This window comes from Ferrimonas sp. SCSIO 43195 (assembly GCF_023716685.1).
Classification (GTDB): Bacteria; Pseudomonadota; Gammaproteobacteria; order Enterobacterales; family Shewanellaceae; genus Ferrimonas; species Ferrimonas kyonanensis.
In genome coordinates, this window is record NZ_CP072679.1 from 1,521,268 (window position 1) to 1,538,078 (window position 16,811).

At 58.9% G+C, this 16,811-nt stretch carries 15 protein-coding genes; 8 read left to right on the forward strand and 7 right to left on the reverse strand.

Features of this window, described 5'->3' with window-relative positions; translation table 11 throughout:
- Positions 1-74: 74 nt before the first annotated feature.
- A complete protein-coding gene (locus J8Z22_RS07295) occupies positions 75-503 on the forward strand; it encodes a MarR family winged helix-turn-helix transcriptional regulator (RefSeq protein WP_028113624.1) in 429 nt (142 codons plus the stop codon).
- Positions 503-781: a hypothetical protein gene (locus J8Z22_RS07300; RefSeq protein WP_028113623.1), complete on the forward strand. Its 279-nt coding sequence runs from the start codon at positions 503-505 to the stop codon at positions 779-781. Before J8Z22_RS07295 ends, J8Z22_RS07300 begins: the two co-directional genes overlap by 1 nt.
- Before the next feature lie 27 nt (positions 782-808).
- On the opposite strand, the gene J8Z22_RS07305 is transcribed toward J8Z22_RS07300, so the two are convergent.
- The 4 genes from J8Z22_RS07305 to J8Z22_RS07320 all read right to left on the reverse strand — a co-directional run bounded on the left by J8Z22_RS07305 (position 809) and on the right by J8Z22_RS07320 (position 4,694).
- Positions 809-2,104 (reverse strand): lipopolysaccharide biosynthesis protein, encoded by a 1,296-nt coding sequence (locus J8Z22_RS07305; protein WP_371878113.1) that lies wholly within the window; start codon positions 2,102-2,104, stop codon positions 809-811.
- A gap of 154 nt (positions 2,105-2,258) precedes the next feature.
- Positions 2,259-2,522 carry a GrxA family glutaredoxin gene (locus J8Z22_RS07310; RefSeq protein ID WP_028113622.1) on the reverse strand — a complete coding sequence of 88 codons (264 nt, stop codon included), beginning with the start codon at positions 2,520-2,522 and terminating at the stop codon, positions 2,259-2,261.
- A 127-nt stretch (positions 2,523-2,649) separates the two neighbouring features.
- The gene (locus J8Z22_RS07315) at positions 2,650-4,374 is read right to left on the reverse strand and encodes a DEAD/DEAH box helicase (protein WP_252009809.1); all 1,725 of its coding nucleotides are present in this window, start codon (positions 4,372-4,374) and stop codon (positions 2,650-2,652) included.
- A 59-nt stretch (positions 4,375-4,433) separates the two neighbouring features.
- Positions 4,434-4,694, reverse strand: coding sequence for a DUF5062 family protein (locus tag J8Z22_RS07320; RefSeq protein WP_028113620.1), 261 nt, complete (start codon positions 4,692-4,694; stop codon positions 4,434-4,436).
- Positions 4,695-5,091: 397 nt separating this feature from the next.
- Here J8Z22_RS07320 and J8Z22_RS07325 point away from each other — a divergent pair, with 397 nt between their 5' ends.
- Together J8Z22_RS07325 and J8Z22_RS07330 are read left to right on the forward strand one after the other, a co-directional pair.
- Positions 5,092-7,008, forward strand: a complete 1,917-nt coding sequence (locus J8Z22_RS07325) for a diguanylate cyclase (RefSeq protein WP_252009811.1) — start codon at positions 5,092-5,094, stop codon at positions 7,006-7,008.
- A 141-nt stretch (positions 7,009-7,149) separates the two neighbouring features.
- Positions 7,150-7,347: a hypothetical protein gene (locus J8Z22_RS07330; protein ID WP_252009813.1), complete on the forward strand. Its 198-nt coding sequence runs from the start codon at positions 7,150-7,152 to the stop codon at positions 7,345-7,347.
- A gap of 8 nt (positions 7,348-7,355) precedes the next feature.
- Here J8Z22_RS07330 and chrA read toward each other — a convergent pair whose 3' ends face one another.
- Positions 7,356-8,495, reverse strand: a complete 1,140-nt coding sequence (gene chrA, locus J8Z22_RS07335) for a chromate efflux transporter (RefSeq protein WP_252009815.1) — start codon at positions 8,493-8,495, stop codon at positions 7,356-7,358.
- A 130-nt stretch (positions 8,496-8,625) separates the two neighbouring features.
- Positions 8,626-10,581, reverse strand: a complete 1,956-nt coding sequence (acs, locus tag J8Z22_RS07340; RefSeq protein WP_252009817.1) for an acetate--CoA ligase — start codon at positions 10,579-10,581, stop codon at positions 8,626-8,628.
- 171 nt (positions 10,582-10,752) lie between these two features.
- Between acs and J8Z22_RS07345 the strand changes: the two genes are divergently transcribed.
- Genes J8Z22_RS07345 through J8Z22_RS07360 form a run of 4 tightly spaced genes read left to right on the forward strand, consistent with a single transcriptional unit; the run spans position 10,753 to position 15,925 of the window.
- Complete coding sequence (locus J8Z22_RS07345; protein ID WP_252009819.1) at positions 10,753-14,163, forward strand: PAS domain-containing hybrid sensor histidine kinase/response regulator; 3,411 nt, start codon at positions 10,753-10,755, stop codon at positions 14,161-14,163.
- A 48-nt stretch (positions 14,164-14,211) separates the two neighbouring features.
- On the forward strand, positions 14,212-14,907 hold the full coding sequence (locus J8Z22_RS07350; RefSeq protein ID WP_252009822.1) for a DNA-3-methyladenine glycosylase I: 696 nt from the start codon (positions 14,212-14,214) through the stop codon (positions 14,905-14,907).
- 1 nt (position 14,908) lies between these two features.
- On the forward strand, positions 14,909-15,445 hold the full coding sequence (locus J8Z22_RS07355; RefSeq protein ID WP_252009824.1) for a GNAT family N-acetyltransferase: 537 nt from the start codon (positions 14,909-14,911) through the stop codon (positions 15,443-15,445).
- A 42-nt stretch (positions 15,446-15,487) separates the two neighbouring features.
- Positions 15,488-15,925, forward strand: coding sequence for a hypothetical protein (locus J8Z22_RS07360; protein ID WP_252009826.1), 438 nt, complete (start codon positions 15,488-15,490; stop codon positions 15,923-15,925).
- A 9-nt stretch (positions 15,926-15,934) separates the two neighbouring features.
- Here the strand turns inward: J8Z22_RS07360 and J8Z22_RS07365 are convergent, their stop codons facing one another.
- Positions 15,935-16,783, reverse strand: coding sequence for a LysR family transcriptional regulator (locus J8Z22_RS07365; RefSeq protein WP_252009828.1), 849 nt, complete (start codon positions 16,781-16,783; stop codon positions 15,935-15,937).
- Positions 16,784-16,811: the final 28 nt, after the last annotated feature.

The following is a 16,811-nucleotide window of genomic DNA, read 5'->3' on the forward strand; positions in this document are numbered from 1 at the left end:
ACAAATGTTTTGCGCGCTAATTATTTGAGAAATGCTTGCGGACGGGTATGATGCAGCTTCACTCGGGAGAATTTATGAAACCGCAATTGTCAGACAACCTGTGTTTTGCCCTCTATACCGCCAGTAATGCGCTGACTCGAGCGTACCGGCCTCTGCTGGAGCGATTTGATCTGACCTATGGTCAGTATCTGGTGATGCAGGCGCTGTGGCTGGAGGACAGGGTCAGCCTGACCGAACTGTCCCGACAAACCCGGCTCGACCCCGGTAGTCTGACCCCGGTGGTTAAGCGCCTGGAAGGAAAAGGGATGTTGACCCGTACCGTCAGCAGTGAGGATGAACGCCGCAAGGTGATTGCCCTGACCGAAACTGGCCAGGCGCTTCAACAACAGGCGGCGGCACTGAAGACTGAGCTGGAGCAAAAAACCGACATCGACCCTGAAGTGATCGATACCCTGCGCCGTCATTGCCTGACCCTGGCCGATCAACTGACCAGGGTGTGCTGATGAAAGCCTCCGACCCCACGGCCCTGACTCAGCGGCATCGGCAACTGGTTCACTCCGAGTTTATGAAAGTGGTGTCTCACGTGCAGCGGGACAGCGGCGACTGGATCAGCAATACCCTGATGCTGGAGGGCCACTCTGTGGCCTTCAAATATAAGCGCAAACAGCGTTACCAAAGTTTGAAAGGGGCCCGGGTCAATCTGACTTACTACGCCGATGTGGAGAGTGTCGCCGGATTTGAGGTCGAGGTGATGAAGGTAGTTCGCATTAAACGCAGTTGAGTCCGGGAGCCGCTGCGCCTTGGTCGCCTAAGCGGTTTGCAGCCCGGAACCAGTGTGGCGCCGCTGCAGCTGGTGTTCGGCGAACATCGACAGAACGAACATCATCACGTAGCCGCAGCCTTGGGCAATCACCACCGCCACCACGTTGTCGGTGAGCAGGGTTAGGATGCTGTAGCTGATCAGCAGGGTGACAATGCCGGTCAGTCGAATGGCCAGGCTCAGGGTAAAACGGCCGTTGGCCTTAATGTAAGCCAGTTGGTAGGCGTTCAGCATCATAAAGACAAAGAACAGGGCCAGGTGGGTGAGCACCGGCGCCGCCTGGGCGTACTCTTCGGGAAACAGCCAGCCAATCAGGGTGTCACCAAACAGGGCGGTGATAGCAAAGAACGTGACTCCGACCGTTCCTGACAATCGAAAAACCCAGCGCTTGATCGCCTCGACCTGATGATGAGCGCCATCGCGAAGACAATGGGTTAACTCCGGCAACACGAAGCGGTAGATGGGGAAGACGAACAGCAGCGTCATGTAGGTCAGGATCGGCCGTATCACCACCTGAAAGTCCCCCAATTCGCTGATGCTGAAGTCGCGAATGGTCAGCAGCACCGTGATGTAGATCATCAGGATACTGGCACCGGCCTCAAGGGCGGCGGTAAAGCTCTTCTTCACATAGGCCACCATCGCCGGTTCCATCTGCACTTTGCCAATGGGTTGAGTGGCGATCACCTTGCGCCGCTGACGCAACATGTAGATGGCGGTGCTGCCGCTGGAGAGAATCATGCTGTAAAACAGGGCCTGCATGGCGCCCAGTTGCAGCCCAAACCACAACACCAGGAAGAAGCCGATGTTGGCCAGCGGTTCTATCCAGGTAAAACGGTTGCTGAGGTGGTACAGGCGGTACATTCCCAGAAGATTACTGGCGTAGACCTTCAGTCCCATGGCCATGATGACCCCCACCAGCTCGAAATAGCCCACATCGATGTGGAGGCGGTGCTTGATGTAAGGGATGACCAAGCCCCAAGTCAGCAGCACCATCAGGATTAAGCTGATGCGAAAGATGTTGATGATATCGCGGTCTTTGCGGGTCTGGCTGTAGCTGACCACCATCGAGGAACGGAATCCGGTCAACAGGATCAGCGACAGCGAGATGACGTCGATGACGGTGTTATAGAGAGCGAGGTCCGACTTGGCTACCCACTGAGCCAGCCACAGTTTAAAGCCAAATCCCAGGCCGATGCTGGCCAGTGTCGCCACGATGCCGTTGAAAAACGCCTGCTTAAGGATCAGTAATCGCTCTGAACTGGCTTGGGTGGCGATGTGGGGCACAGCGGTCGATTCCTTGGAATGGGATGAGAGTGGTCAGTGTCGCTTGAATTGCCACCAATTGCAAATGATAATCGTTTCTATTTGTGAGAGTGTGAGAGGGATCTCGGTGTTGAAGGGGCATTGCGGAAACGTCCTGTTTCCGCCCTTGGTGCGGTTAGGCGTACAGGCCCAGATTTTCTTTGGCGTAGGCTTCAAATTCGGTGCAACCGCCAACGTGTTCCTGATCGATGAAGATCTGAGGCACGGTAGCAACCGGTTTACCGACGGTCTTTTCCAGATCTTCCTTGCTGATGCTTTCGGCGTGCATGTCCACATAGCGGAACTTAAAGTCCTCGCGGGATTCGGTCAGGGATTCGGCGATCTGTTTGGCACGAACGCAGTAAGGGCAGCCGGGACGGCCAAAAATGACAACAAACATGGGGTTCTCCATCAAAATTCTGACTAATTTATACCATACATTGCGGCTAACGCTAAATTGGGTTTTTTATACTGTAAAACGAATTTTCTTTATTTTATATGGGGTTATCACAGTTCAATCGGTATCACTAATAAGCACTATCGGCTTTCCGGTAGCGACCTCGATAGTCAAACAGGGTCTCGATCACCTTCCAGCCGTATTTTTCTTTGCGGGCCACCACAAAGTCGGGGTGGCGAAACAGTGACGCCGAGGCCAGAATCGCCTCCACGTTCGGCAGTCGCAGAGGCGTGCCCGGGGCACGCAGGTGCATGCGAGCAAAGTTGTGGTAAAAGGCGCCTTTTTGACCCGGAGTGGTAAAGCCAAAGTGTTGGCTGACCTCGGTGCCGTCTTCGTCGAACCAACTGACCTTGACGCCCGCCTGGCCGGATTTGAGCTGGACCGGGCTAAAGGCGATGCCGGCGCAGCGCAGAACCAGGTAATCCTTGAGTTTCAATACCTCTTTGAGGCGTTTATCCGGGTCCACCAGGGCGGTATCACACTGGTGGCAGTGGCGAGCGGCGATGTCATTTTCGGCCAGGCAGTTAGGGCACTCTTTGAATCGAAATCGAAAATCGCACTGCTGTTGAGTGTTACCGTCTTCGATCAATGCCTGGCAGCGGCGGCCAAAGTGCTCGAGAATGCAGCCGTTGTCATCCACCTTGCCCCAGAAATGGTTGTGGTGACCGCATTTGGGGCAGGGAACCTCGACGACACTGGCGTCGGCTTTGGGCTTGGGTTCGCCCACTTCCGGAGAAAACAGCGAATAGCCATTGCCGGCAAAATCCAGCACCAGGCACTCGGTCTTTCCCGGATGCAGCCTCAGTCCCCGCCCCACCATCTGCTGGAACAGCGCCACCGAATCGGTACGCCTCAGGATGGCGATCAGGTCGATGTGCGGGGCATCAAAACCGGTGGTTAACACCGAGACATTGACCAGGTACTTGAGTTTCTGCTGCTTGAATTGATGGAGGATGGTGTCCCGCTCCGGTCCCGGGGTGGCGCCGGTGATCAGGGCGCTGTCCCCGGCAGGCAGTTTGCCGACAATCTCCTCGCCATGGCGTACCGAGGCGGCAAACACCAGCACCCCTTGATGCTGCGGCCCCAGCTTTACCAGTTGATCACAGATCAGGCTGGTGGCTCGGCCCTGGTTGATCAGCATGGTGTCCGGATCGTCGTTGTCGCTGGGCAGCAGCAACGAGGCCACGGCGCCGTCGATGATGCGAGCCGGAGTCAGGAACTTTTCCTTGATCAACTGACCGATGGGCAGCTCGAACAGGCAGGTTTTAAAGGGCTTAGGATCGGCACTACGCAGGGTGCCGTTGCTGTGCTGTTGGTAGATCCAGCCCTGGTCCAACCGATAAGGGGTGGCCGTCAGCCCCAGTATTTTCAGCGACGGATTGGCGTGATTCAGGGCATCAATCACCTGTTTATACTGGCTGTCGCCACTGAGGTTGACCCGGTGGCACTCGTCGATGATCACCATGGAGAAGGCCTGGTTACAGGCCTTAGGAGCGGCGGCCAGGGATTGAATCGAGGCAAATACCACCTTTCCATCGGCTTGCTTCTTACCCAGGCCGGCGGAGAAGATGTCGGCATTCTGGCCCATGGCCACCAGCTTGCTGTGATTCTGTTCCACCAACTCCTGTACATGGGTCAAGACCAACACCCGCCCCCGGGCCAATCGCGCCAGTTCGGCGATGATGACGCTTTTTCCGGCACCTGTGGGCAGCACCAGTAGCGCCGGGCTCTGGTGCAGACGAAAGTGACGAATCACCGCCTGAACCGAGGCGTGTTGGTATGGACGAAGTTGCATCAATCTGTTGGCCGTACGCTGGACAGTGAAGACGGTGCGGCAAGCCGCACCCGGGGAAATTATTGCAGTAGGGGGTGGTCTTTGGGCAGTTTGCCGGCGATCCATTTCACCAGTCGGTGCTTCATGTTGACACCGTTTTCCTGCTCCTGAGGCAGGGGCGTCAGCAGCTTGTCGTGCACCAGCAAACGGTAGATGCACTCTACCTTCTGATCCGCCGAATCGGTGCCACTGAAAGAGTGGTAGCCTGCCTTGACGGCGTAGGCTTCACCTATCTGCATCGCTTTCTTCAGTAACGCTTTTTCGTTTTTGATCTTGGACATTGCGAATTCGCCTTCGAAGAATCGTGTTTCTCTTTCTACACCTCCAGCAAGCAATTATCAATCGGGGCCCTCGTCGGGGATCGCTTTGATGACTCAAATGACCAACAATTGGCCGCCAGTCGTCGGCATTGGGGTGAAGTCTGACTGTGATCGCGTTTTAACTTTTTATGAATTCCTTGGTCAACGCCTTCGAGGTGGGGCTACCGAGAGGCCAATATGGGGCGAAATGGGGCCAGGAATCCCCCAAAATGGGACTGTTGCGTTGACCGCAAATGCGGTAGGGCGTCGAAGGAGGGCCGTGGCCCGGGCCGAAACGACCACAGCGCGGACCACTGTCAGTTAGCGGCGTTTGCGGTAGCATGCCTCCTTATTGGGTGCAGCGGACTGGTTTCGATTCATGAGTAGAGAGAGCTTTATCAACCGGTGGCTGAGCAAGCGGTCGCTGAGCAACCGTAACAGTTACCTGCTGTTGTCGGTGTGTTTTATCGTGTTCGGCATTGCCGTGGCCTTGTTGTCGTCACTGATCAACTATCGGTTGCAGTCTACCAACATCGACCAGTCGGTAGAGCACAGGTTTGATGCGGAAAAAAACCTGAAACTGGAAAAGCTGCGTACCTCGGTGGCGTCATTGGAGTCGATGGTGACCGCCCTGGCAGAGAACCCGCTAACACTGGCGTACATCGATGCCCCCTCTGAGGAGCGGTTGCAGGCCATGAACAATCTGTTCCTGATGTCGGCTCGGTCGCAACCAGAGTACATGCAGGTCCGTTATCTGGATCGTTCCGGCATGGAACGGGTTCGAGTGGATCGTCGGCGCGGCGACATCAACCCGGCTCTGATCAGCCCGGATCGGTTGCAGAATAAGAGTCAGCGCTACTATTTTGCCGAGACCCGTCATCTGCCGGCGCGACAGCACTGGCACTCCAAACTGGATCTGAACAGGGAAAACGGTGCCCTGGAGCAGCCGATTCGGCCGACGTTCCGGGTGGCGACCCCGATCTATGTGGACAACCGCTTTGCCGGAATGGTGATCATCAATACCGAAGCCAAGCTGATGCTCAAGGAGTTAACCCGGGCGGTGGATTTCGAAGTGCTGCTGGTGGATGGCGATGGGGAGGTGCTGGTCAGCCCGAATTCGGCTCAATCCTGGAGTCGCTATCTGCCCAATCGCAGCACCCTGTTCGATATGATGCCGGCATTGGCGCCGGCAATACTGGCAGGCAGTGACAGTCGCAATACTCAGGTGCACAGCTTCAGCATCGATGAGTTGTTTGATAACGGCGAAAAGCTCAAGGTGATCATGACGCCCACCCGGGAGTCGCTGACCCAGATGATGGAAGCCAATACTCTGGCGGCACTGTTGATTGCCGGCAGCGTTATTTTGATCTCCTTTCCGTTGTCCTGGGTGGCAGCAGTGGTTCCGGCGCACTTGCAGAACCGATTACAGGATACTCTCGGGGAGCTGAGGCGAACCACCGAGCGTCTGGATCAGCATGTGATTACCAGCAGCGCCGACGCCCAGGGCAGAATCACTCAGGCCAGCAGTGCGTTTTGCGAGACCTCCGGATACAAGCTGTGGGAGCTCAAGGGCAAAACCCACGCCGTGGTTCGCCACCCAGAGAACCCGCTGCAGCAGCACCAGGAGATTCGACAGGCGCTGTCCAACGGCCTGAGTTGGCGCGGAGAACTGAGGAACTTGCACAAAGAGGGCCAGGAGTACTGGGTGGATACGGTGATCACTCCGGAACTGGACAGTAAAGGTCAGGTGATCGGTTTCTCGCAGGTGGCCACCGACATCACCGATCGTAAAGCCATCGAAAAGATGTCGGTTACCGACGTGCTGACCAATGTTCACAACCGTCGTCGCCTCGATCAGCTGATGCTGGCGGAGATGGAGCGTTATCAGCGTTATCAGCAGTTTTTCTCTGTGATTCTGATGGATCTGGACCACTTTAAGGCCATCAACGACAGCTTGGGTCACCAGATCGGGGATGAGGTGCTGGTGCAGGTTGCCCAGAGCATGAAGGAGAACGTGCGTAAGGTGGATCACCTGGGGCGCTGGGGCGGCGAGGAGTTCCTGGTGATCTGTTCGGGCACCGACGAAGCCAGCGCCGGTCTGTTGGCAGAAAAACTGCGTGCATTGATCGAGCAGATGCCGATGGCAACCTCGGTAACCGCCAGTTTCGGGGTGGCGCAGACGTTGCCGGGCGAGCGCCTCAACCAACTGATCAAACGAGTGGACCAGTCGTTGTACCGCGCCAAGGAGCAAGGGCGCAACCGGGTGGTACTGGCGTCCGGTGCCAGTCTCAGTTAATGGCTCCTTCCGTCCTTGCCCCGCTTCGGCGGGGTTTTTTATGGCCGTTAGCCACCGGTCACAGACAGCTGGGGCCCAATGGGGCTACCCTGAGCCGCACAGAGAAGCGGCCATGGCCACCAAGATGATGAGTGACGCAGTATGAATTGGATGATGGGAGCCGGCCTGGCGGTCATAGCCCTGGTGCTGGGGGTGGTGTTGAAGCGGGTGCTGGCGCCACCGAAGCCGCAACTGGTGGTGCAGCCGCCTCAGCAGCGCCCCTGTCCGCGGTGTAAGTTCACCCTGGGTTATGCCGACGCCCCCTGTCGCAAGTGCAAAATCTACCCGCAGCCGGAGTGACGGGGCGATCACACTAGGGTTGGCACCACGCCGATGAGTAAAAAGCCAGCCACAAGTACCACGATGGGCATTTTCATGCCCCTGAGCAGCGCCAATCCCAGCAGCACCTGGGCCATATCCTGCCCGGACGCGACTGAGGACACAAACACCGGGTCGTACAGGGCGGCGATCAGGATGCCGACCACACTGGCGTTGACCGCTTCAATGGCTCCGGCACAACGGGGATGGCAGGCCAGGGATTGCCAGCGCCCCAACACCGTCAGCAGCAACAGAAACCCCGGCAGAAAGATGGCGATGGTGGCCAGCAGGGCTCCGATGAGCGGGGTTGTCGGTGACAACTGAAACCCCAGAAATGTGGCCAGGGTGAACATGGGGCCGGGCATCGCCTGGGCGGCGGCGTAACCGCCGAGGAACTGCTCAGGGCTCAGGGTGTCTCCAACCAGCTGCTGTAACAGTGGCAATACCACGTGGCCACCGCCAAAGACCAGGGTGCCGGCCTGATAGAACTGGCCAAACAGCTGTGCCAGTGGTTGGCCGGGAAGCGCCAGTGGCAACAGCATCAGGGCGGCAAACAGCAGCAATGGCCTCCAGCGCCAGTGCCCGTTGACTGCTTCGTAGGCCGGAGTCGCTCGCCCCCGTCGGGCCCCCAGCAGCGCCGCCGTCAGCAGCACCAGCACCTGGGTTGCCAGAGTCGGAGCCATCAGCAGTACCGCGGCACTGAGGATGGCCACGGAGGCGGTGACCCGATGGCGACAGAAGTTATTGAACATCCCCAGGGCTGCATCGGCCACCACCACCACGGCCAGCAGTTTGAGTCCGTGAACCACTGCGACAAAACTGTGGCTGTCCTGCCATTGGTGGCTGGCCATGGCCAGCATCAACATCAGCAGCACCGAGGGCAGGGTAAAGCCGACGAAGGCCGCGATGGCCCCGGGTAACCGCCGGCGCTGATAGCCAATGGCGAACCCCAGTTGACTGGAGCCTGGGCCGGGAAGGAACTGGCTTAAGGCCACGAATTGGGCAAACTGCTGGTCGCTGAGCCAGCGGCGTTGGCTTACAAAGGCCCGCCTGAAGTAGCCGATGTGGGCTGCCGGGCCGCCAAAACTGATGCAGCCAAGAAGAAAAAAAGTTTTAAAAACAGCAAACATAGCCGGTTACCTGAAGGAGACTTGGCAAGGGTAGGCGAGCGTTGTGACACTTTTATGACCAGGGGCGGGCGACCAGACAGAAAAAAGCCCCACCGAGGTGGGGCCGGGCAAGGGTAACGATAGGTCGTTATCAGGATTCGTTGCGATTCAGACGGGCTTCGATAAGGCTGTCGATGACCGTTGGATCCGCCAGGGTCGAGGAATCACCCAGGCTGCCTACCTCGTTGGCGGCAATCTTACGCAGGAAGCGGCGCATGATCTTACCGGAACGGGTCTTGGGCAGTCCGGGAGCCCACTGAATCAGGTCCGGCGTGGCCAGGGCGCCAATCTCGGAGCGCACCCACTGGCGCAGGGTTTGCCGCAGGGCTTCGGTTTCCTCGGTGCCCTTGTTGAGGGTGACGTAGGCGTAGATCCCCTGGCCCTTGATGTCATGGGGGTAGCCCACTACGGCCGCTTCGGCCACATCCGGGTGGGCCACCAGAGCGCTTTCCACTTCGGCGGTGCCGAGACGGTGGCCGGAGACGTTGATGACGTCGTCCACTCGTCCGGTAATCCAGTAGTAGCCATCCTCGTCGCGGCGGGCACCGTCACCGGTGAAGTACATGCCGCGGAAGGTCTTGAAGTAGGTCAGAACAAAACGGTCGTGATCGCCGTAGACACTGCGCATCTGCCCGGGCCAGGAATCCAGCAGCACCAGATTGCCTTCACCGGCGCCATCGATGAGGTTGCCCATGTTGTCTACCAATGCCGGTTGCACACCGAAGAAGGGCCGGGTGGCGCTGCCGGGTTTCAGATCCGTGGCTCCGGGCAGCGGCGAAATCAGGATGCCGCCGGTTTCGGTCTGCCACCAGGTGTCGACGATGGGGTTCTGCTCTTTGCCGATGACGTCGTAGTACCAGCGCCAGGCTTCCGGGTTGATGGGTTCCCCCACCGAGCCCAGCACCCGCAGGCTGCTGCCGTCAAAACCGTCGAAGTGCGCTTCGCCTTCGGCCATCAGGGCCCGAATCAGTGTCGGCGCGGTGTAGACGATGTTGACCTTGTGGCGATCGATGATCTCGCCCATTCGGGCCGGGCTGGGCCAGTTGGGCACCCCTTCGTGCATCAGCAGGGTGGCGCCATTGGCCAGCGGCCCGTACACCATGTAGGAGTGACCGGTGATCCAGCCTACGTCGGCGGTGCACCAGTAGATCTCGCCATCGCGGTAATCAAACACGTATTCGTGGGTCATGGAGGCGTACACCATGTAGCCGCCGGTGCTGTGCAGCACGCCCTTGGGGGTGCCGGTGGAGCCGGAGGTGTACAGGATAAACAGCGGATCTTCGGCGCCCATCTCTTCGGCGGGGCAATAGGGAGAGCTGACGGCCATCAGTTCGTGCCACCAGATATCGCGTCCCTGCTGCCATTGAATGTCCCCTCCGGTGCGCTTCAGGCAGATCACCCGCTCGACCGTGGTGACGTCCGGGTTGTCCAGGGCGGCATCGACGTTGGCTTTCAACGGAATAATCCGGCCACCGCGAACCCCTTGATCGGCGGTGATCACCACCTTGGACTTGCCGTCGATGATGCGGCTGGCGATGGAGTCGGGGGAGAAACCGCCGAAAATCACCGAATGGATGGCGCCGATGCGGGCACAGGCCAGCATCGCCACTGCGGCTTCCGGCACCATGGGCATGTAGATGGTGACCACGTCGCCGCGCTGGACGCCTTGGCCGCGCAGGGCGTTGGCAAAGGCACAGACCTGCTGATGCAACTGGCTGTAGGTCAGGATTAACTGTTCGGAAGCGTCGTCCCCTTCCCAGATAATCGCCGGCTGGTCGCCGCGGCTGTCCAGGTGACGGTCCAGGCAGTTGTAGGAGGCGTTAAGGGTACCGTCGTAGAACCACTTGATGTACAGGTTGTGGTCATCAAAGGAGACTTTGCGGATCTTGGTGTAGTCTTTGAACCAGCTGATGCGTTGACCGTGTTCACGCCAAAAGCCCTCGGGATTGACCACCGATTCCTGATACATGCGGCGGTATTGTTCTTCGTTCACTTTTGCGCCGGCGGCGAAGTCGGCATTCACCGGATAGAGAGACTGCGTGCTCATCGAGGAATCCTTCTCTTGATTCATGTCGTGTTGACTGTGAGTTTTGCAAGATGGCCGGAGTTCAACCATTAGACATTGGTCTAGCTAATTGAGCATAGTTGCCTGCGGTGACTTTGCGCTAACTGGTTGAGCTGGCATGATAAGCGTTGAAGGAATAACGAGAATAACAACATGAATTCGACCCTGCTGATCGGCATTGCCGCCCTGTGCTACCTGAGTCTGCTGTTTTTGATCGCCTGGGGAGGCGAGCGCTATATCCGCCAGATTCCGGGTCGGGTCAAGCGTTGGGTTTATGGCCTATCGCTGGCGGTGTATTGCTCCAGTTGGAGTTTTCTGGGTACCGTCGGTCAGGCCACCACCGATCCCTGGGGGTTCATTCCCATCTACATCGGCCCCATTTTGCTGTTTACCGTCGGTTTCGGGGTGATTCGAAAACTGGTAACCGTCTCCAAGCAGCAAAGCATCACCTCGGTGGCGGATTTCATTGCCGCCCGTTACGGCAAATCTCAGCTACTGGCGGCCCTGGTGACCCTGATTGCGGTGTTCGGCATCATGCCTTACATCGCCCTGCAACTGAAGGCGATGGTGCTCAGCTTTAGCCTGTTTCAGCCTGGTACCAGTGCCATCGAAGGGGACATCCTGGCGTTGCTGATCTCGGCGGTGCTGGCGGTGTTTGCCATCCTGTTTGGCACTCGCAAGCTGGACGCCACCGAACACAATCCCGGGCTGATGCTGGCCATCGCCTTTGAGTCGCTGGTGAAGCTGGCCGCTTTCGTGGGCGTCGGCCTGTTGGTGGTATTTGGCCTGTTTGATGGCCTGGGGGACCTGTTGGGGCAGGCTCGGGCCCAGGGGCTGATGACCGAGACGTCCCACAACCTGCACCTGCAGCGACTGTTACCGGAAACGGTGTTATCCATGGCGGCATTTTTGTGCCTGCCACGAATGTTCCATGTCATGGTGGTGGAGTGCGATAAGCCCAGGGCGGTGGAACGTTCACGCTGGCTATTCCCGAGTTACCTGATCATTTTCAGCCTGTTTGTGGTGCCATTGGCGTTGGCTGGCGGCCTATTGCTGCCCGACGGTGCCGCCGCCGACACCATGGTGATCAGTCTGCCGCTGGCCACCGGTCACTTCTGGACTGCGGTGGTGGCGCTGCTGGGGACCATCTCGGCCGCCACCGGCATGGTGATCGTGGCGGTGGTGACCATCTCCATCATGGTGTCCAACGAGTGGCTGGTGCCGCTGCTGCTGCGTTCCGGGCGCATTCGCAGTCAAAACTTCTCTCAGTTTTCCAACCTGCTGCTCAACACTCGCCGCATCACCATCATTTTATTGCTGCTGGCGGGGCTGCTGGCCTACCAGAGCATCACTTCGCAGGAGTCGCTGGCACGGTTGGGAATGCTGGCCTTCGGGGCTTTCGCTCAGCTGGCCCCGGGGCTGGTAGGGGGACTGTACTGGAAAGGCGGCAACCGCAATGGTGTTCTTAGCGGCCTCACCATCGGTTTCATCCTGTGGTTTGTGGTGATGCTGCAGCCGGAACTGGGGCAGCAGACCAGTGTGTTTGGAGTCAGCCAGACGGTGGTGGACCTGTTCCTGGCCCTGTTGGCCAATGGCCTGTTTTACGTGGTGGGGTCGATGGTGTTCCGGGCCGGGGTGGCGGAGCGGATTCAGACCAGTGCCTTTGTGCAGTTGCCGGAGGAGCGCCGGGCCACCAGCAAGTTACTGGGGGTGGTCACTCAGCACGATCTGTTGCTGTTGGCATCGCGGTTTGTGGGGCCGACCCGGGCCTATCAGAGCTTTTCCGACTTCAGTCCCTCCAGCGTCGATTCCCGCTCCTGGGGACGCAGTGCCCCCCTGGAGCTGATCGCCCATACCGAGCGCCTGCTCTCCAGCGTGCTGGGGGCATCGTCGGCGGACCTGGTGATGGACAGCGTGTTGCGGGGCCGGGATCTGGCCCTGGACGAAGTGTTCTCGCTGATGGACGAAGCCAGCGCCAAGATCTTATTGTCCCAGGACATGCTTCGCGGTGCCATCGAACACGCTTATGAAGGGATGAGTGTGGTGGACCAGGATCTGAAGCTGGTGGCCTGGAACAAGCGCTACCAGGAGCTGTACCACTACCCGGACGGCTTCCTGCAACTGGGGATGTCGGTGGAGCAGATCATCGAGTTCAACGCCCAGCGAGGCTATTGCGGCCCCGGCAGCATCGAGGAGCACGTCAATCGACGGGTGCACTTTATGCGTCAGGGCAGCGCCCACAGTTCCGAACGCCGCCGTCAGGATGGCCGGGTGATCAGCATTCGGGGCAATCCCATGCCCGGTGGTGGCTTCGTGATGACCTTCACCGACATCACCGAATTTCGGCAGCAGGAGGCGCAGTTGCAGGCGCTGAACGTGACCCTGGAAGCCCGGGTGGAGGAGCGCACCCGGGAGCTGGCCAGCCTGAACCAGAAATTGCGGCTGGCCAAGGAAGCGGAAGCGGAGGCCAACCAGAGTAAGAGTCGATTCCTGGCGGCCATTGGCCACGATTTGATGCAACCATTGAATGCCGCCCGGCTGTTCACGGCGGCGTTGGCACAGCACCAGAAGCTGGATCGGGCGCTGTTGCCGACGGTGGAGAACGTGTCTGGTTCTCTGCATACCGCCGGCGATCTGCTGGCGGATCTGCTGGACATCTCCAAGCTGGAGTCCGGCACCATGGAGGTCAACCGCAGTGACGTCAATGTGATGGACATCCTCGAGCCCTTGGTGACCGAGTTTTCGGCCCTGGCCAGCAGCAACGGTCAGCGTTTTTCCGCCCACCTGCGTTCCTGCAGCATCAACACCGACCCCAACCTGTTGCGGCGAATTGTGCAGAACTTTCTGACTAACGCCCTGAAATACGCCCCCAAGGGGCGGGTGGTGATGGGAACCCGCTTGCATGGCGGACAACTGGAGATCCAGGTGTGGGATAATGGCTGTGGCATTGCCGACAATAAGCTGGGGGAGATCTTCTACGAATTCAAACAACTGAACCTGCATGCCCGGGTGGGGGGCATCGGCCTGGGACTGGCGATTGTGGATCGCATCAGCAAGGTACTGGGTCATACCCTGAAAGTCCGCTCCTCGTTGGGGGAGGGGTCAATGTTTTCGGTAACCTTGCCAGTGACCTCGGCTCCAGTACCGGCCCGCAGTGCGCCCAAGCTGGTGTCTTTGAGTCCGCTGCAGGGGGTTCGGGTGCTGTGCATCGACAATGAGTCGGCGATTCTGGCAGCCTTGTCCACCTTGCTGGAGCGTTGGCAATGCGAGGTGGCCTTGGCGGAAAGCCTGGAAGAAGCGATCATCGAGATGGGGCTTAAGGGATTCAAACCGGACATCATGCTGGCGGATTACCATCTGGATGACCATCGCAATGGCCTGGACGCCATGGATGAGATTCGTCGCCGCTACGGTGCCGAGGTGCCCGGAGTGCTGATCACTGCCGATACCCGTGAGGAGCTCAAGCAGGAGGTGGCCGAACGTGGCTACCGTTACATGGCTAAAATGGTCAAACCGGCGGCGCTTCGCGCCATGGTGTCGGCGCTGGTGTCGGAGCAAGATTAAGTCGTCCCCGATCGAAGGCGGGGCTCAATCAGGAAATCGTGAAACGGAATGAGTAAACAGGAACCCTTTAAGGCGCTCTGGCAGCGGGCCGCCGAACGTAAAGGGGGCGATGCGGCCTTGACCGCCTTGTTGCCCCTGACCGGCGATGGGGCGGCGTCCCTAAGCGATGCCCAGCTGCTGTCGGCCATGAGTGCCCAGATCTTTAAATCCGGATTTGTGTGGCGAGTGGTCGACAACAAATGGCCCGCGTTTGAGCAGGCATTCTGGGGCTTTGACCCACAGAAACTGCTGCTGATGTCACCGGAGCAGTTGGATCAGCGAGCCAGCGATCCGGCCTTGATTCGCCATGGCAAGAAGATGCAGGCGATCATGGACAATGCCCAGATGGTGCAGGCGTTGGCGGAGGAGCATGGCAGCTTCGGCCAATGGCTGCGTCAGTGGGACAGCCGCGATGTCATCGGCCTGTGGGCGGAGCTGAAACGGAGCGGGAGTCGACTTGGCGGTAACACCGGCCCCTATTTTTTGCGCAGTGTCGGCATCGACACCTTTCTGATGACCGGAGACATCATCGCCTACCTCAAGGCTCATGAGTTACTGGATGCGTCACCCACCTCAAAACGGGGCCAGAGTCAGGCTCAGGCCGTCTTCAATCGCTGGCAGGATGAGAGTGGCTTGCCCCTGGCCAGCTTGTCGCGAGTGGTGGCCTGCTCGGTGGGCGATAATCGATTGGGAGTCACCGACTAGTATGATGATTCAAGGTAATGGGGTGCGTCTGCGCAGCCTGCGGGTAGAGGATGCGGCCGAGTTCTACCTCTGGTCTTGTGACCCGGAGGTGGTGCAGTACAGCCTGTCCAGTTTCTCCCTGCCCAAGTCCCAGGCCCAGTATGCCCAGTGGCTGGCTCAGGTTAATGATGAACGCGGCAGCGTGTCGTTGGCGATTGAGTGCCCGGACAGCGGTGCGTTGATTGGCTATGCTGGAATCGTAGGCATCAGTCAGCTTAACCGTTGTGGCGAGTATTTTATTCTGATCGGTGACAAGCGTTACTGGGGGCGGGGACTGGGGACTGAGGTGACCCGGTTGGTGACCGAATACGGATTCCGGCAGCTGGGTCTGAACCGCATTGAGTTGACCGCCTTTGCCAGCAACCCCGCCGCAGTCAGGGCTTATGAAAAAGCCGGGTATGTCCACGAAGGGGTGCTTCGCCAGGCGGGGTTTCGGCATGGCCGCTTTCTGGACAAGGTGATGATGGCGACGTTGGCCAGCGACTGGCTGGCACGCTGACGGCCGTCGACGCCCGAGTGATACCACTAAGGAGAGTGCGTGATGACACCAACAACCGCATCGACCCCCTGGCACCTGTGGCTGGTGGCAATACTGGCCTTGCTGTGGAATGCCGCTGGGGCCTTCGACTATCTGATGACCCAGACCCGGCATCAGGACTACATGGCCCAGTTTACTCAGGAACAACTGGCATTTTTCTATGCTTTGCCGTCCTGGGTGGTCGCCTGCTGGGCGCTGGCGGTGTGGGGGGGCGTGCTTGGGGCTCTGCTGCTGTTGCTGCGCTCCCGTCGTGCCGTGGGAGTGTTGCTGGTGTCCTGGTTGGCGATGATGGTGACTACGGTGCACAACTATGGCATCAGCGATGGCATGGCGGTGATGGGGGATCCATTTTCGTTGGGGTTCACCGCAGTGATTTTTATTGTTGCCTTGCTGTTGTACCTCTATGCCCGAGCCATGGCCGCTCGAGGGGGGCTGCGCTGAACCTGGCGGTCATTCTCTGTGGCTGTGTTGGGTCACCACCGTCAGGATTCGGTCGGTGAGATCGTACATGTCGAAATGCTTGCGAAACTGCTGTGACGCCCGCAGATAGAAGTTGACCCGATGATCGCTGAGCTCGGTGGCCGTTTGCGGCGCCGGCAGTGACCAGGGCGGGGCGATCAGCAACTGCTCCGATTGATTGCCGCCGTCTTCCAGCAGGGGGGCCGCCGTAGCCTGCACCCACAGGCAGTCATCGCCAATGTTGAGGCCGTGATCGGCGGCGATGGCGCTGACGTCTTTCTGCTCCAGGGTACTGGAATAGAAGACCCGTTTGATGGTGTCATTGCCTTCGGCGGCACTGCCGTGTTGCATCAGCAGTGGCCGCTCCAGCATGATGTCCCGGGCCGGTATCTGATCCGCTGTGCGACCAATCCCCAGCAGCAGGTCCCGCTCCTCAGGGCCGGCGGCAAGCGGGCCACTGAAGCGAGTCATGGTCAAATTGAGGCTGCTCAATTCAGACAGCACTCGAGCGATGGCCACCACCAGATCCGGGCTGAGGCCGTCATCGAAGGCGATACTCAGGGACTGCTGCTGGTTCAGCTTGGCGAACTCACTCATCATCTCGTCCTGCAGTCGCAGCGCTTTCTGGGAATAGAGGAACACCAGTTGCCCTTCGCGGGTCAGTCGCAGACCGGCACTTTTTTCCAGTAGCCGTTTCCCGAAGTGTTGTTCGACCTTTTTGACGTGTTGTGATACCGCCGGCTGAGTCATAAACAGGGTGGCCGCGGCGTCGCTGTAGCTGCGCTTGTCGGCGACACAAGCAAAGGTTTTCAGGAACTTAACATCGATAGAGTGTTTCATCTTTCGCCCCGTTGACGGTCGTCGGTGC

Excerpts from the sequence above, each read along its gene's own strand:
- J8Z22_RS07320 (WP_028113620.1), bottom strand. The coding sequence starts at position 4,694 with ATGTCCAAGATCAAAAACGAAAAAGCGTTACTGAAGAAAGCGATGCAG.
- J8Z22_RS07310 (WP_028113622.1), bottom strand. The coding sequence starts at position 2,522 with ATGTTTGTTGTCATTTTTGGCCGTCCCGGCTGCCCTTACTGCGTTCGT.
- J8Z22_RS07345 (WP_252009819.1), top strand. The coding sequence starts at position 10,753 with ATGAATTCGACCCTGCTGATCGGCATTGCCGCCCTGTGCTACCTGAGT.
- J8Z22_RS07330 (WP_252009813.1), top strand. The coding sequence starts at position 7,150 with ATGAATTGGATGATGGGAGCCGGCCTGGCGGTCATAGCCCTGGTGCTG.
- J8Z22_RS07295 (WP_028113624.1), top strand. The coding sequence starts at position 75 with ATGAAACCGCAATTGTCAGACAACCTGTGTTTTGCCCTCTATACCGCC.
- J8Z22_RS07315 (WP_252009809.1), bottom strand. The coding sequence starts at position 4,374 with ATGCAACTTCGTCCATACCAACACGCCTCGGTTCAGGCGGTGATTCGT.
- acs (WP_252009817.1), bottom strand. The coding sequence starts at position 10,581 with ATGAGCACGCAGTCTCTCTATCCGGTGAATGCCGACTTCGCCGCCGGC.
- J8Z22_RS07355 (WP_252009824.1), top strand. The coding sequence starts at position 14,909 with ATGATGATTCAAGGTAATGGGGTGCGTCTGCGCAGCCTGCGGGTAGAG.
- J8Z22_RS07300 (WP_028113623.1), top strand. The coding sequence starts at position 503 with ATGAAAGCCTCCGACCCCACGGCCCTGACTCAGCGGCATCGGCAACTG.
- J8Z22_RS07365 (WP_252009828.1), bottom strand. The coding sequence starts at position 16,783 with ATGAAACACTCTATCGATGTTAAGTTCCTGAAAACCTTTGCTTGTGTC.
- J8Z22_RS07360 (WP_252009826.1), top strand. The coding sequence starts at position 15,488 with ATGACACCAACAACCGCATCGACCCCCTGGCACCTGTGGCTGGTGGCA.
- J8Z22_RS07325 (WP_252009811.1), top strand. The coding sequence starts at position 5,092 with ATGAGTAGAGAGAGCTTTATCAACCGGTGGCTGAGCAAGCGGTCGCTG.
- chrA (WP_252009815.1), bottom strand. The coding sequence starts at position 8,495 with ATGTTTGCTGTTTTTAAAACTTTTTTTCTTCTTGGCTGCATCAGTTTT.
- J8Z22_RS07350 (WP_252009822.1), top strand. The coding sequence starts at position 14,212 with ATGAGTAAACAGGAACCCTTTAAGGCGCTCTGGCAGCGGGCCGCCGAA.